This window comes from Nocardia sp. NPDC056564 (genome assembly GCF_042793755.1).
Classification (GTDB): Bacteria; Actinomycetota; Actinomycetes; order Mycobacteriales; family Mycobacteriaceae; genus Nocardia.
The window spans coordinates 112,006-124,883 of the sequence record NZ_JBHTUR010000018.1 but is presented as its reverse complement, the minus strand read 5'-3'; the positions used below and the strand labels follow the sequence as shown (position 1 = coordinate 124,883).

13 protein-coding genes are annotated in these 12,878 nt (G+C 68.9%); 6 read left to right on the top strand and 7 right to left on the bottom strand.

Features of this window, described 5'->3' with window-relative positions; genetic code table 11:
• Positions 1–81 precede the first annotated feature (81 nt).
• The 3 genes from ACFQ9K_RS34180 to ACFQ9K_RS34170 all read right to left on the bottom strand — a co-directional run bounded on the left by ACFQ9K_RS34180 (position 82) and on the right by ACFQ9K_RS34170 (position 1,576).
• The gene (locus ACFQ9K_RS34180) at positions 82–552 is read right to left on the bottom strand and encodes an SRPBCC family protein (protein ID WP_378725291.1); all 471 of its coding nucleotides are present in this window, start codon (positions 550–552) and stop codon (positions 82–84) included.
• Between the two features lie 186 nt (positions 553–738).
• The gene (locus ACFQ9K_RS34175) at positions 739–921 is read right to left on the bottom strand and encodes a DUF1918 domain-containing protein (protein WP_378984063.1); all 183 of its coding nucleotides are present in this window, start codon (positions 919–921) and stop codon (positions 739–741) included.
• Between the two features lie 67 nt (positions 922–988).
• Complete coding sequence (locus ACFQ9K_RS34170; RefSeq protein ID WP_378725287.1) at positions 989–1,576, bottom strand: TetR/AcrR family transcriptional regulator; 588 nt, start codon at positions 1,574–1,576, stop codon at positions 989–991.
• 58 nt (positions 1,577–1,634) lie between these two features.
• On the opposite strand from ACFQ9K_RS34170, the gene ACFQ9K_RS34165 reads away from it, so the two are divergent.
• Positions 1,635–2,210, top strand: coding sequence for a dihydrofolate reductase family protein (locus ACFQ9K_RS34165; RefSeq protein WP_378725285.1), 576 nt, complete (start codon positions 1,635–1,637; stop codon positions 2,208–2,210).
• Between the two features lie 29 nt (positions 2,211–2,239).
• Positions 2,240–2,815: a dihydrofolate reductase family protein gene (locus ACFQ9K_RS34160; protein ID WP_378725283.1), complete on the top strand. Its 576-nt coding sequence runs from the start codon at positions 2,240–2,242 to the stop codon at positions 2,813–2,815.
• Positions 2,816–2,870: 55 nt separating this feature from the next.
• Here ACFQ9K_RS34160 and ACFQ9K_RS34155 read toward each other — a convergent pair whose 3' ends face one another.
• Complete coding sequence (locus tag ACFQ9K_RS34155) at positions 2,871–3,476, bottom strand: dihydrofolate reductase family protein (RefSeq protein WP_378725281.1); 606 nt, start codon at positions 3,474–3,476, stop codon at positions 2,871–2,873.
• A gap of 170 nt (positions 3,477–3,646) precedes the next feature.
• Here ACFQ9K_RS34155 and ACFQ9K_RS34150 point away from each other — a divergent pair, with 170 nt between their 5' ends.
• Positions 3,647–6,328 (top strand): LuxR C-terminal-related transcriptional regulator, encoded by a 2,682-nt coding sequence (locus ACFQ9K_RS34150; protein WP_378725279.1) that lies wholly within the window; start codon positions 3,647–3,649, stop codon positions 6,326–6,328.
• A gap of 1 nt (position 6,329) precedes the next feature.
• Here the strand turns inward: ACFQ9K_RS34150 and ACFQ9K_RS34145 are convergent, their stop codons facing one another.
• Both ACFQ9K_RS34145 and ACFQ9K_RS34140 read right to left on the bottom strand, forming a co-directional pair.
• Positions 6,330–6,740 (bottom strand): secondary thiamine-phosphate synthase enzyme YjbQ, encoded by a 411-nt coding sequence (locus tag ACFQ9K_RS34145; protein ID WP_378725277.1) that lies wholly within the window; start codon positions 6,738–6,740, stop codon positions 6,330–6,332.
• Positions 6,741–6,758: 18 nt separating this feature from the next.
• Complete coding sequence (locus ACFQ9K_RS34140) at positions 6,759–7,238, bottom strand: MarR family winged helix-turn-helix transcriptional regulator (protein WP_378725275.1); 480 nt, start codon at positions 7,236–7,238, stop codon at positions 6,759–6,761.
• Positions 7,239–7,335: 97 nt separating this feature from the next.
• Between ACFQ9K_RS34140 and ACFQ9K_RS34135 the strand changes: the two genes are divergently transcribed.
• The 3 genes from ACFQ9K_RS34135 to ACFQ9K_RS34125 all read left to right on the top strand — a co-directional run bounded on the left by ACFQ9K_RS34135 (position 7,336) and on the right by ACFQ9K_RS34125 (position 10,259).
• The gene (locus ACFQ9K_RS34135; RefSeq protein WP_378725273.1) at positions 7,336–7,797 is read left to right on the top strand and encodes an SgcJ/EcaC family oxidoreductase; all 462 of its coding nucleotides are present in this window, start codon (positions 7,336–7,338) and stop codon (positions 7,795–7,797) included.
• Between the two features lie 83 nt (positions 7,798–7,880).
• Positions 7,881–9,146, top strand: coding sequence for an aspartate kinase (locus ACFQ9K_RS34130; protein ID WP_378725271.1), 1,266 nt, complete (start codon positions 7,881–7,883; stop codon positions 9,144–9,146).
• A 78-nt stretch (positions 9,147–9,224) separates the two neighbouring features.
• On the top strand, positions 9,225–10,259 hold the full coding sequence (locus ACFQ9K_RS34125; RefSeq protein ID WP_378725268.1) for an aspartate-semialdehyde dehydrogenase: 1,035 nt from the start codon (positions 9,225–9,227) through the stop codon (positions 10,257–10,259).
• Between the two features lie 59 nt (positions 10,260–10,318).
• Here the strand turns inward: ACFQ9K_RS34125 and ACFQ9K_RS34120 are convergent, their stop codons facing one another.
• Positions 10,319–12,745, bottom strand: coding sequence for a glycoside hydrolase family 3 protein (locus ACFQ9K_RS34120; RefSeq protein WP_378725161.1), 2,427 nt, complete (start codon positions 12,743–12,745; stop codon positions 10,319–10,321).
• Positions 12,746–12,878 lie beyond the last annotated feature (133 nt).

The following is a 12,878-nucleotide window of genomic DNA, read 5'->3' as shown; positions in this document are numbered from 1 at the left end:
GTCGCACCCCGATCGGGTCGGCGCGTGCCTGCCGGAGTGCGCGTCGCCCGATTTCGCTCAGGGCGTGCGTTCGACCGACGGTTATTCGTTATAGCTATACGGCTTCATTGTTTCCGCTTCGGGAAACGACTCGGCGAACTCGATGAAATTCTGCACCGCGATCTCCTGCTGCTTGCGCACGGTGCGCTTGAGTAGTAGCCCCGGCACCGGGATGGGTAGGTAGATCTCCGCGTGAAACCACACGTCGGTGCCCGCCGCGGCCTCGCTGACCTCGAACCAGCCGCCGCCCTTCGCACCCCGGGCACTGTCGGTGACCTGCCACGACGACCGTCCGTCGGTCCAATCGTATTCCAGCACCTGCATATCCGAGCTGCCCAGCAGTTCGGTCTTGACGAAAACCCGGACCGGCCTTCCCGCTTCGTCACGTGATGCGACTCGGGCATCGGTATATCCCGGTGACCATTCCGGGAGCATTTCGACAGCGGCCAGCGCATCCATCACTTGCGCGGAATCGGCGTCGACGACGAATCGAATATCGGTTCTCGTGCGCATGCAAAACCTTCCGACCCCCGATGGACAACTGCGCCCGATTCTCTCTATCGGTTATCTGTTCCGTCAACCTCGTCGTCGAGGTCGATAGTCCATGGGCGCTGCCGACATGGCCTTATGTGTCCAGAAGTGGACATCGGAAGTAGGTGAACAAGTTCCACGCGGAAAGATATGCGCCGAGTCCGCGGGTCAGGTGGCGGGTTCGACTATCGCGTCCGGGCCGGGAAACACCAGCGACTCCCGCCCGTCGGCATATCGCACGAGGTAGGGCGGTGTGCCTTCGGGCCCGCGAACTTCGATGATCTCGCCTTGCCGATCGCCCTGCCCCACAACGTGTCCGTGTACGAGCAGTCGATCTCCGACTTTCGCCATCATCGACTCATTATCGAATATCGGTGATGTGGGTCACAAGGATTCGGCGATGAAGACCGCGTGGTTTTCAGGGGCCGACGAGGCGATCGACCGCGGCGTCGATCAGTTCCTGGCCCTGTTCCTCGGTGAACACGCCGGGCAGCGTGAGCCGGTCCACGATCAACCAGTTCAATGCCAAATAGAGCAACTGCACGGACTTTTCGTCGCCGGGGAGCCCGGCGTCGAGGTGGTTGCGCACGTTGAACTCCATGTCCGCGCGCACCCGTTCGGTCAGCACGGCGCGCAGTTCCGGTCGCCGGGTCGCCTCCAGTCGCAGCTCGAGCAGCGCGAGGTAGCCGGTGCGGAACGCCTCGATGCGCTCGACGACCTCCCGCATCAGCGTCCTGATGTGCGCGCGGGTCTTCGGGCCGTCGGTCAGCTGGGACATCGTTGCCGCGCTCGGCGCGAGTCGTTCGTAGAAGCGACTGCCCACTTGAGTCATCAGGTCGTCGCGGTTGGCGAAGTAGTTCGACGCGGTGCCGGCCGGCACCGATGCCTCCTTGTCTACCGCGCGGAAGGTGAGCCCGCGGGCTCCCTCGCGGGCCAGGACCTCGATCGCCGCGTCGAGCAGCGCTTGCCGGCGTTCGGGATTAGTTCGCACTTGACACCACTCCATCTGTAGTACTACCTTCAGATCACTACGAACAGAGTACAACAGCTTAGGTGGTACCGGAATGCGAAAGCTTGTCTACTACGTGGCCGTGTCCCTCGACGGATACATCGCAGGTCCGGGCGGCGAATACGACTTCTACCCGGTGGACGAGGCGATGGGCGCCACGCTCAACGCGGAGTATCCAGAGTTCGTGCCGACGGAGTTCCGGCCGCACATCGGGATGGCGCAGGACGCGCCGAACAAGCGCTTCGACACGGTGATCATGGGGCGTGGCGCTTATGAGCCGGGCCTGTTCGCCGGGTTTCCCAGCCCGTACGCGCACCTGAAGCAGTACGTGGTGTCGAGCACGCTCGGCCGGATCGAGGACCCGGCCGTCGAGCTGATCGACGCCGATCCGGTCGGCCTGGTGCAGCGGCTCAAAAAGGAAGCGGGCGGGGATATCTGGCTCTGCGGCGGCGGCAACCTCGCCGCTCAGCTGCTCGGCGAGATCGACGAGATGATCATCAAGAGCTATCCCGTGGTCGCCGGCGGCGGCATCTCCGCGTTCGCCGGCGAGTTCCGCCCGACCCTGTTCACCCCGGCCGAGCGCCGCGAATTCGGCAACGGCGCGCAGGTCACCTGGTTCACCCGCGCCTGATCATCATCCATTTCGAAAGAGGTTCTGCTATGCGAAAACTCGTCTACTTCGTCGGTATGTCGCTCGACGGCTACATCGCCGCCCCGGACGGCGATATCTCCTTCTATCCGCTGCCCGCGGACTTCATCGAGTGGCTCGGCCGGGAATACCCGGAGACGCTGCCCACCCACGTCCGGCCGCATTTCGGGGTCGCGGCGGATGCCCCGAACCAGAAGTTCGACACGCTGGTGATGGGCCGGGGAACCTACGAGCCGGGGCTGGCCATCGGAATGACCAGCCCGTACGCCCACCTGCGCGAGTACGTGGTGTCGAGCACGCTCGGCCGGATCGATGACCCGGCGGTCGAGCTGGTCGAGCAGGACCCGGTCGCGCTGGTGCGACAGCTCAAACAGGAAGCGGGCCTGGACATCTGGCTGGCCGGCGGCGGAAAGCTGGCGGCCGCCCTGCTCGACGAGATCGATGAACTGGTGATCAAGAGCTACCCGGTCGTCGCCGGCGCGGGCGTCCCGGCCTTCGCCGGCGAGTTCAAGCCGACGCTGTTCACCCCGACCGCACGCAAGGACTTCGGCAACGGCAACCAGGTCACCTGGTTGACCCGAGCCTGACTCCGGCCAGGGCGGCGGCCGCAGTCTCACTGTGGCCGCCGCAATCTGGGGGTGATCATGCGCCGCGGACCCGGTCGTAGATCAGGTACAGCGCGCCGGACTCGGTGCTGGACAGGTCGGTCAGCGACCAGCTCGACGCCGCGAGGCCGTCCTCGAAGAGGCGGGCGCCGCCGCCGGCGATCTCGGGGCACTGGGTGAGGAGAATCCGGTCGACCCGGTCGGCCGCGAGCAGCGCCTTGATCACGCTGCCGCTGGCCAGCACGACGATGTCGCCGCCGTCCTGCTCGCGCAGGTGCTCGACCGTCGCCACCGGGCCGGCGTCCGCGATCCGGGAGTGCTGCCACGGCGCGTCGGTCAGCGTGCTGGAGAAGACCACCTTCTCCACGTCGTCGAGCCACCGGCCGAAGGCGCGATCGCGCGGATCGGCGTTCTCGTCGGCCGCGACGGTCGGCCAGTAGCCGCCGAAACCCTGATAGTTCTTCCGGCCGAGCAGTGCGGTGGTGGCCGTCTCGGTCATCCGCACCATCCGGTCGCGGGCGGTGTCGCTCACCGCGTGCGGCACGATCCAGCTCATGTCGTAGTCGCCGCCCGAACCGTTGGTGCGGCCGTCCAGCGAGAGCGCGATGTTGGCGATGACCCGGCGGTTTCCTGTGTTCGTCATGGTGTTTCCTTCTGGTCGGTGACGCTGTCTGCGTCGTCGAGAGAGATGTTTCCGCCGCGGCGGCCGCGGAACATCTGCCACCTGGCCGATATCCGGTGCCCGAGGTGGCCGAGGTGCCGGACCGGATATGCCGCGCTCGGGTCGGCCCGGCGTGTCAGACTGCTGACGCGATGTCCGACTCCACCGACGCCCTACCCGCCGAGCTGTCCTCGTTCATCGGCCGCACCGAGGAACTGGAGGCGATCGGTGCTGCCGTCGGACCGGGCCGGATCGTCACGCTGGTCGGGCCCGGCGGCTGTGGCAAGACGCGGCTCGCGCTCCGGGTCGCGCGCACCGTGTCCGCGGACTGGCCGGACGGTGTCCGGTGGGTCGAGCTGGCGGACGAGCACGACGACACGGCGGTCGTGCAGCGCGTCGCCGCGGCCCTCGATGTGCTGATACCCGGCGGCGCCGATCCCGTCGCGACCGTGGCGCGCGGGCTCGCCGACCGCGAAACCCTGCTGGTGCTCGACAATTGCGAGCAGCTCGGCGACGGTGTCGCGGCGCTGGTCACCGGACTGCTCGGACGCTGTCCGCGCCTCGGCGTGCTCGCGACCAGTCGCGCGCCGCTCGGGGTCGGCGGGGAGCGGGTGCGCCGGGTGCCCCCGCTCGGGCTGGCGGACGCGTTGACGCTGTTTCTCGAGCGCGCGCATGCGGGGGAGCCGACGCCGCAGGCGCGCACCGCCGCCCGCCGGGTCTGCGACCGGCTCGATCGCCTGCCGCTCGCCCTCGAACTCGCCGCGGGCTGGGCGGGTACGTTGTCGCTGACCCAGCTCGCGGACTCGCTGCACGAGCCCTTCGCCGTGCTCGACGGCGGTGCGCGGACCGCCCCGTTCCGGCAGCGGACGCTCGCGGAGTCGATGCGCTGGAGTCATGAGCTGCTCGATGACGACGAACGGGTGCTGTTCCGGCGGCTCGGGGTGTTCGAGCCGGGCTGCTCCGCCGACGTGCTGGCCGGCCTGGACCCGACGCCCGGTCGCGCCGTGCGCACGTTGCGCGGGCTGATCGACAAGTCGTTGGTGACGGCCGATACCACCGGCACGGTGGCGCGCTATCGAATGCTGGGCGTGGTGCGGGATTACGCGCTGCTGCGACTCGCCGAGGCCGAGGAGACCGACTCGCTGCGCGATCGGCACCTCGCGGCGTATCTCGCCGTGGTCGAACAGGCCGAACCGTTGCGCAACACCGACCAGGACGCCTGGCGAGCGCGTATCACGGTGGAGTTGGCCAACATTCGCGCCGCGCTCGAGTGGGGGCTCGGCCGGGACGATCCGTCCGACGGGCGCAGGCTCGCCGCCGCGATGGCCTGGTTCTGGTATCTCGAACCGCGCGGTGTCGAGGGCGTGCGGGTGCTGCGGCGGGCCGTGGAGCGGGGGCAGGGAAACCGCGACGAACTTCAGGCGCGCGTGCTGGCCGGGCTGGCGCTGGTGTGCGACACGGCGGTGTACGGCTTCGCCGGCTACGAATCCGCCAGGGCGGCAGCGGCATTGGCCGCCGAGCTCGGCGCGGACGCGGTCGGCAGGCTGGCCCGGTCGCTGTGCGCGGTCGAACAACTCGGCATCGATCTGGACCGGGCATACGCCGACGCAGAGGCGTTGCACCGCGAAGCGCTGCATGCCGACGACGGCTTCGTCGCCGACTCGACCCAGGCGCTGCTCGGCCTGGTCCACCTGTTCCGGGACGAATACCGCAGCGCCGTCGAACAACTCGATCTTGCCCTGGCCGGAATGCGCAAGCGCAACGACCGCGGCTTCGCCTCCTTCGCCCTGACCTGGCTCGCCACCGCGACCGCTCGGTCCGGCGATCTGCCGCGCGCCGCCGAGCTCGCCGAACAGGCCGTCGCCACCGCGCAACCGCTGCACGACTTCCACCACATGGGCTCGGCCCGCGCGGCTCTCGCCGAAATACGCGTGCTCCAGGGGCGTTTCGACGACGCGACGGCGGCGCTCGACCCGATCGACCGCCTGCTCGACGGCGAAGCCTCGCCGTTCGTCCCCGGCTGGGAGCGCGTGCACGGCATGCTCGCGCTGGCGGCGGGACACCCGGCGGAGGCCATCGCCTGGTGCCGCAGGGAGGGTCGCACACCCGGCGCCGCCGCCGACGGACCGCGCACGCCGTGGACGCAGGTCGTGCTTGCCGCGGCGCTCCGCGAGCTCGGCGAATCCGGCTCGGCGGCAGCGCTTCTCGACACACTCGTGGGTGAGCCGATGATCCAGGCGCTGCCCGCGGTAGCTGCCGACGTGCTCGATCAACAAGCATTCCTGTTGCACGACAGCGACATCGAGCAGGCGCTGCGCTTGCACCACGAGGCATTGCGCATCCGCGCGGAGCGTGAACTCGTGCTCGGGTGCGTAGCCGGTCTCGAGGCGCTCGCCCTGGTGCTGGCCCGGCGCGGCACGCTCGACTCGGCGGCCGTCCTGCTCGGAGCCGCCGAGCGCGCCCGCTCCGACACCGGGTCGGCGCCAGGCAGACCGCTGGGGCTAGCCCGCACCCTGCTGGTTTCCCTTGTCGCGGAACAGGATCTGGCCGACCACCTCGACCGCGGCCGATCCATGGGCATCGCCGTGGCCCTCGACTACGCCACCAAGGCGCGCGGCAAGCGCAACCGTCCGGACTCCGGCTGGGCGAGCCTCACTCCGATGGAGCGCTCCGTCGTCGACCTCGCCGTCGACGGCCTGTCCAATCCGGAAATCGCCGCGCGCCTGTTCATCAGTCGCGGCACCGTGAAAACCCACCTGGCCCACGTCTACGCCAAGCTCGGCGTCGCCAACCGCACCGAACTCGCCCGCCTGCACGTGCCCGCGGACGGCTGACTCAGCCGAGGAACGACAACCGCACCTGCCGATCCGGATTGTCGATATTGAGATCCACCAGCGCGACCGACTGCCAGGTGCCCAGCGCCATCGCCCCGCCGATCACCGGAATCGTCGCGTACGGCGCGATCAGCGCGGGCATCAAATGCGAGCGCCCGTGCCCGCGCGACCCGTGCGCATGCCGCCAGCGATCATCGGCGGGCAGCAGATCGCGCAGCGCCGCGAGCAGATCGTCGTCGCTGCGCGCACCGAGCTCCAGCACCGCGACCCCGGCCGTCGCGTGTGGCACGAACACATTGAGCAGCCCGTCGCCGCCGCCGGAGGCTTCGCGCACGAACGACGCGCACTGGCCGGTGATGTCCTGCACGACCTCGGTCCGTCCCGTGGTCACCGCGAATACCGTGCTCTTCATCACTCCATCCTGCGTCATTCACCCGGCATCGGCCGCGCGCAAGGCCTTGGTCACCCGCGCCGAGGTCTCGTGCAGCCGGCGGAACAGCCCGAGGATCAGCTCCAGCTGCTCGACGGTGTATTCGGCGGCCACCGCCCCGAACTCCTGCGCCAGCAGTTCGTAGTGCGGGGCCAGCTCGTCGATCCGCGCCGGGACGGCGGTGATGATCACCCGGCGGCGGTCCCGCTCGTCGTGTTCGCGCCGCACGTAGCCGGCCTTCAGCAGCCGGTCGATCATCCTGGTGATCGCTCCCGTGGTCAGTCCCGCCGTCGCGGCCAGCTCGCCCGCGGTGGCCGGGCCGCCGATCCGCAGCATGTTCAGGCAGCGCAGGTCGGTCACGTGCAGGCCGACGCGGTCGGCGACGGCCTGGTGCATCATCACCGCGTCCGTCGCGCTGACCTGGGCGGCAAGGGTCAGCTCGGCCCCGAGATCGGCTCGCCTCGACTCATTCTCCGGCATGTCTTGACACCTTAGTCTCACTCGGACAATATCTTACTAAATCAACTATTTACTGATGCAGTTACTGAACTGCTCAGGTTTTACGAGGGGTTGGACCATGACCAGCGATCAGCACGCCGACGAGGCCGCCATTCACGCACTGCTCGAGCGGCAGACCAAGGCCTGGAGCGACGGCGACGCCACCGCGTTCGCCGCGGTATTCGCCGAGGACGCCGACTACGTCACCTGGTTCGGCACGCACAGCAGGGGTCGCGCGGCGATCCGCGCGTCACACGTCCCGGTCTTCGAGAAGTACCTGAAGAACACCCGTCTGGACGGCGAGATCACCGGCTTCCGCTTCCTCACCCCGGACGTCGCGCTGGTGCACGGCCGGGGCGCGGTGCTCAAGGGCCGGCGACGGCGCACCCTCCGCAACACGAAGGTGCAGTCGACGATCGTGGTGCGCAGCAACGGGGAATGGCGGATCGCGGCCTTCCACAACACCAAATACCACTGGCTGCTCGCGAAGTTCGCGACCAAGTCCGACCAGCGCGACAGCTCCGCCGCGGCGCTCGGCTGAGGAGCCAGCCGGAATTCGCTGGACCACGGCCGGTACGCTGGGTGCCTGTTAGCAGCTGGTAGTCGATCTTGGAGGACCCTGTCGTGGCTCTCGTTGTTCAGAAGTACGGAGGATCCTCGGTGGCTACCGCCGAGCGCATCCGGCGCGTCGCTGAACGGATCGTCGAGACCAAGAAGGCAGGCCACGACGTGGTGGTCGTCTGCTCGGCCATGGGCGATACCACCGACGAACTGCTCGACCTCGCCCAGCAGGTGGCGCCCGCGCCGCCGGCCAGGGAAATGGACATGCTGCTCACCTCGGGTGAGCGCATCTCCAACGCGCTGGTGGCGATGGCCATTCACTCGCTCGGCGCGGAGGCCCGCTCGTTCACCGGCTCGCAGGCCGGCGTGATCACCACCGGCGCGCACGGCAACGCGAAGATCATCGACGTCACCCCCGGCCGCCTGCGCCAGGCGCTGGACGACGGGCAGATCGTGCTGGTCGCCGGCTTCCAGGGCGTGAGCCAGGACAGCAAGGACGTCACCACGCTCGGCCGGGGCGGCTCCGACACCACCGCGGTCGCGCTGGCCGCGGCGCTGGAAGCCGACGTCTGCGAGATCTACACCGACGTGGACGGCGTCTTCACCGCCGACCCGCGGATCGTGCCGGACGCGCAGCGGCTCGAGCAGGTCTCCTACGAGGAGATGCTGGAGCTCGCGGCCTGCGGCGCGAAGGTGCTGATGCTGCGCTGCGTCGAATACGCGCGCCGGTACAACGTGCCCGTGCATGTCCGCTCGTCCTATACCGACAAGCCGGGCACCTACGTTTACGGATCGATGGAGGACATCCCCTTGGAGCAAGCAATCCTCACGGGCGTCGCGCACGATCGCAGCGAGGCCAAGGTCACCGTGGTCGGGCTGCCCGACGTCCCCGGCTACGCCGCCAAGGTGTTCCGCGCGGTCGCCGACGCCGAGATCAATATCGACATGGTGCTGCAGAACGTCTCCAAGATCGATACCGGCAAGACCGACATCACCTTCACCCTGCCCAAGACCGACGGCGCGCGCGCGGTCGAGATGCTGACCAAGCAGCAGGACGAGATCGGCTTCTCGCAGGTGCTCTACGACGACCACATCGGCAAGGTCTCGCTGGTCGGCGCGGGCATGAAGAGCCACCCCGGCGTCACCGCCACGTTCTGCGAGGCGCTGGCCGACGCGGGCGTGAACATCGACCTGATCTCCACCTCCGAGATCCGGATCTCGGTCCTGGTCCGCGACAGCGAGCTGGACGAGGCCGTCCAGGTGCTGCACCGGGCCTTCAATCTCGGCGGCGACGAGGTCGCCGTGGTGCACGCCGGAACAGGACGCTGACGTGATCGGGTCAAGCGCGGAAGCGGTAGCGCAGCGTAACCACGCGGCGCTACCGATCAGGTCGAAAGGGGCACTGCCATGGGTGTTCGAGTAGGAGTGGTCGGCGCGACCGGTCAGGTCGGCGCCGTCATGCGAAAACTGCTGGAGGAGCGCGACTTCCCGGCCGACGAGGTGCGGTTCTTCGCGTCCTCGCGCTCGGCGGGCAAGACGCTGCCGTGGCGCGGCGGCGAGATCGTCGTGGAGGACACCGAACTGGCCGATCCGTCCGGTCTGGACATCGCGCTGTTCTCCGCCGGCGCCACCATGTCCCGGATCCAGGCCCCGCGCTTCGCCGCGGCCGGCGTCACGGTGATCGACAACTCGTCCGCTTTCCGCAAGGACCCCGACGTTCCGCTGGTGGTGAGCGAGGTCAATCCCGAGCAGACCCGCAACCTGGTCAAGGGCATCATCGCGAACCCGAACTGCACCACCATGGCCGCGATGCCGGTGCTCAAGCCGCTGCACGACATCGCAGGCCTGCGCCGCCTCATCGTGTCCAGCTACCAGGCGGTGTCCGGTAGCGGCCTGGCCGGCGTGGAAGAGCTGGCGACGCAGGCCCGCGCGGTGATCGACGATGCCGAGAAGTTGACCCACGACGGCAGCGCCGTCGACTTCCCCGCACCGAACAAGTACGTCGCGCCGATCGCGTTCAACGTGCTGCCGCTGGCCGGTTCGCTGGTCGACGACGGCTCCGGCGAGACCGACGAGGACCAGAAGCTGCGCAACGAGAGCCGCAAGATTCTCGGCCTGCCCGACCTGCTGGTCAGCGGCACCTGCGTGCGCGTACCGGTGTTCACCGGGCACTCGCTGTCGGTGAATGCCGAATTCGACCAGCCGCTTTCGGTCGAGCAGGCCAGGGAGATCCTGGCCAAGGCGCCCGGCGTCAAGCTGGTCGACGTGCCCACCCCGCTGCAGGCGGCGGGCGCCGACGACTCCCTCGTCGGCCGCATCCGGCAGGATCCGGGCGTGCCCGACGGCCGTGGTCTCGCGCTGTTCATCTCCGGCGACAACCTGCGAAAGGGTGCCGCTCTCAACACCATTCAGATCGCCGAGGTGCTGCTCAGCAATCGCTGAGGGCTTTGTCGAGCTCGCCCGCGGCCGTGGATCCCCGTCGGATCCACGGCCGCGGTCGTTCACTCCAGTTCGTAGTCGGCCGTCAGCCGCTGGTCGGCGATCGAACGGCCCACCTGGATCCGGTACGCGCCGGGCACCTTTCGCCACGCGCCGTCGTCCCAGATCTCGAAAGCCCGGTCCGGGATGTGGATCTCGGCCTCGACCGCCTCGCCGGGATCGGCTTCGACGCGGGTGAAGCCGGCCAGCCAGCGGGCGGGACGCTGTGCCGAATCGGCCACGGGCGCAAGGTAGACCTGCACGACCTCGCCGCCGCGGCGGGCGCCGGTGTTGCGCAGCCGGACGGTCACCGTCGCGTCATCGATGGCGATAGATTCGTAATCCCATGTGGTGTAACCGGATCCGTGACCGAACGGATAGGCCGGGGTGGTGCCCGCGCGGTCCCATGCGCGGTAGCCGATGAACAGGCCTTCGCGGTAGCCGAGTTCGCCGTCGGTAGGGGTGACCGCCGAAACCGGGCAGTCGGCCAGGGTGGCGGGCCAGGTGGTGGGGAGGCGGCCGCCCGGCTCCGTGTCGCCGAGGAGTACCTCGGCGAGCGCCGCGCCGCCTTGCTGGCCGGGGAACCAGCTCAGCAGGATTGCGGGAACCTCATCGCGCCACGGCATTTCGACCGGTGAGCCGGCGTTGACCACCACCACCGTGTGCGGATTGGCCGCGGCGACCCGGCTGGCCAATTCGTCCTGGCGGCCGGGAAGTTTCAGGCTGGTGCGATCGAAGCCCTCGGACTCGACCTGTTCGGTGGTGGCGACGACGACCACCGCTACGTCGGCGGCGCGGGCCGCCTCGACCGCCTCGGCGATCAGTTCGTCCGGGTCGCGCCGGGGATCGCTGTGCGCGAGGGTGAACAGGACGGCCTGGATCGGCATGTCCGCGAACTTCATCGGCGTGTGGGTCATGGTCACCTCGACCGTCGTCCCGGCCGTGAGGTCGATCGTGCCGCGTGCGGTCGGCGTGCCGAAGAACGCCTCGAACGGGTCTGCGCCGGTAAGGCTTTCGTCCCCCTCGAACAGCACGGTGCCATCGACGACGAGGCGGAAATCGCCGACGCCCTTGGTGCCGAACACATGCGCGCCGGTTTCCTCGGGGGTGAAGGTGCCGTACACCTCGACGGAGTGCAGTGCGTCGTAGTCGATCCCGTCCGGCAGTTCGCCCAGCCAGTTGACCATGCCGTTGGGCAGCGAGCTGTCGCCGAGCAGGGCGCCGTCCGCGTCGAAAACCCGGGCGTGCAAGTCGAATCCGCGATCCGCGGCACCAAGGACATCGCTCGGGGCGGCGCCGATCGCGTAGGTCAGCGCGCCGTCCGGCAGCGCCGCGGTCAGCCCGTCCAGCGGTGACACCACGGACTCGGGGAAGACGGTGGCCGAGCCGCCGCCGAGGATACGGGCCTCACGGGCGGCCAGACCGATCAGCGCGACCTTCGTCCGGCTCGCGTCGAGGGGGAGGGTGGAGTGCTCGTTGCGCACCAGAACAAAAGCGCGCGAAGCGATTTCCCGGGCCAGGGCGACGCCGTCGATGTGCGCGGGCGGCGTGGTCACCGCGGCCGCCGTGCCGTCGAGCAGTCCGACGCGCGCCGCGAGCCGCAGCACATTGCGTACCGCCGCGTCCACCACGGACTCGTCGACCGCACCGTTACGCACCGCCGCGACCAGCGCGTCCCCGTAGACGCCGCGCGGGCCGGGCATCGCGACATCCAGCCCGGCGGTGATCGCGGCGACCGTCGACCTGGCCGCCATCCAGTCCGAGACGACGATGCCGTCGAAACCCCATTCCCCGCGCAGTATTCCGTTGAGCAGCTCGCCGTGCTCGGTCATCGTCGTGCCGTTGACCTGGTTGTAGGCCGCCATCACGCCCCACGGCCCGGCCGCGCGGACGATCGCCTCGAACGGTGCCAGGTACAGCTCGCGCAGCGCCCGCTCGGACACGACATTGTTCACCGTGAAGCGTTCGGTCTCGGCGTCATTGGCGACGAAATGCTTGACGGTGGTGCCGATGCCGCCGTCCTGCACCCCGCTCACGTAGCCGGTTCCGATCCGCCCGGTCAGGTACGGGTCCTCGGAGTAACTCTCGAAATGCCTGCCGCCCAGGGGCGATCGATGCAGGTTGACCGTCGGCGCGAGCAGGACGTGCACGCCCTTGCGCCGGGCCTCCTGCGCGAGCAACCGTCCGGCCCGCCGGGCCAGGTCCGGATCCCAGGTGGCCGCCAGTGCGGTCGGCGACGGCAATGCGATGGACGGATCGTCCGCGGTCCAGCGCACCCCGCGCACCCCGATCGGCCCGTCGGACATCACCAGCGACCGCAACCCGATCTCCGGCAGCGCGGGCAGCGACCACATGTCCTGGCCCAGCAGCAATCGGGCCTTGGCCGGCAGGTCGAGCTTCCCGATGGCCGCCGTCACCGCCGCCTCGCGGGCCTCGTCGGCTGGACTCATGATGAACTCCTTTGTCTATCAAGGTCATACGGACAGGTTCGGCCGGGTGTCGGCGACAACCGGTGAGCGCAGACAGCGGGCGTCCGCGATTACCGCTGAAACTCACCTAATCAATAGTAGGCGTCGTTACCTT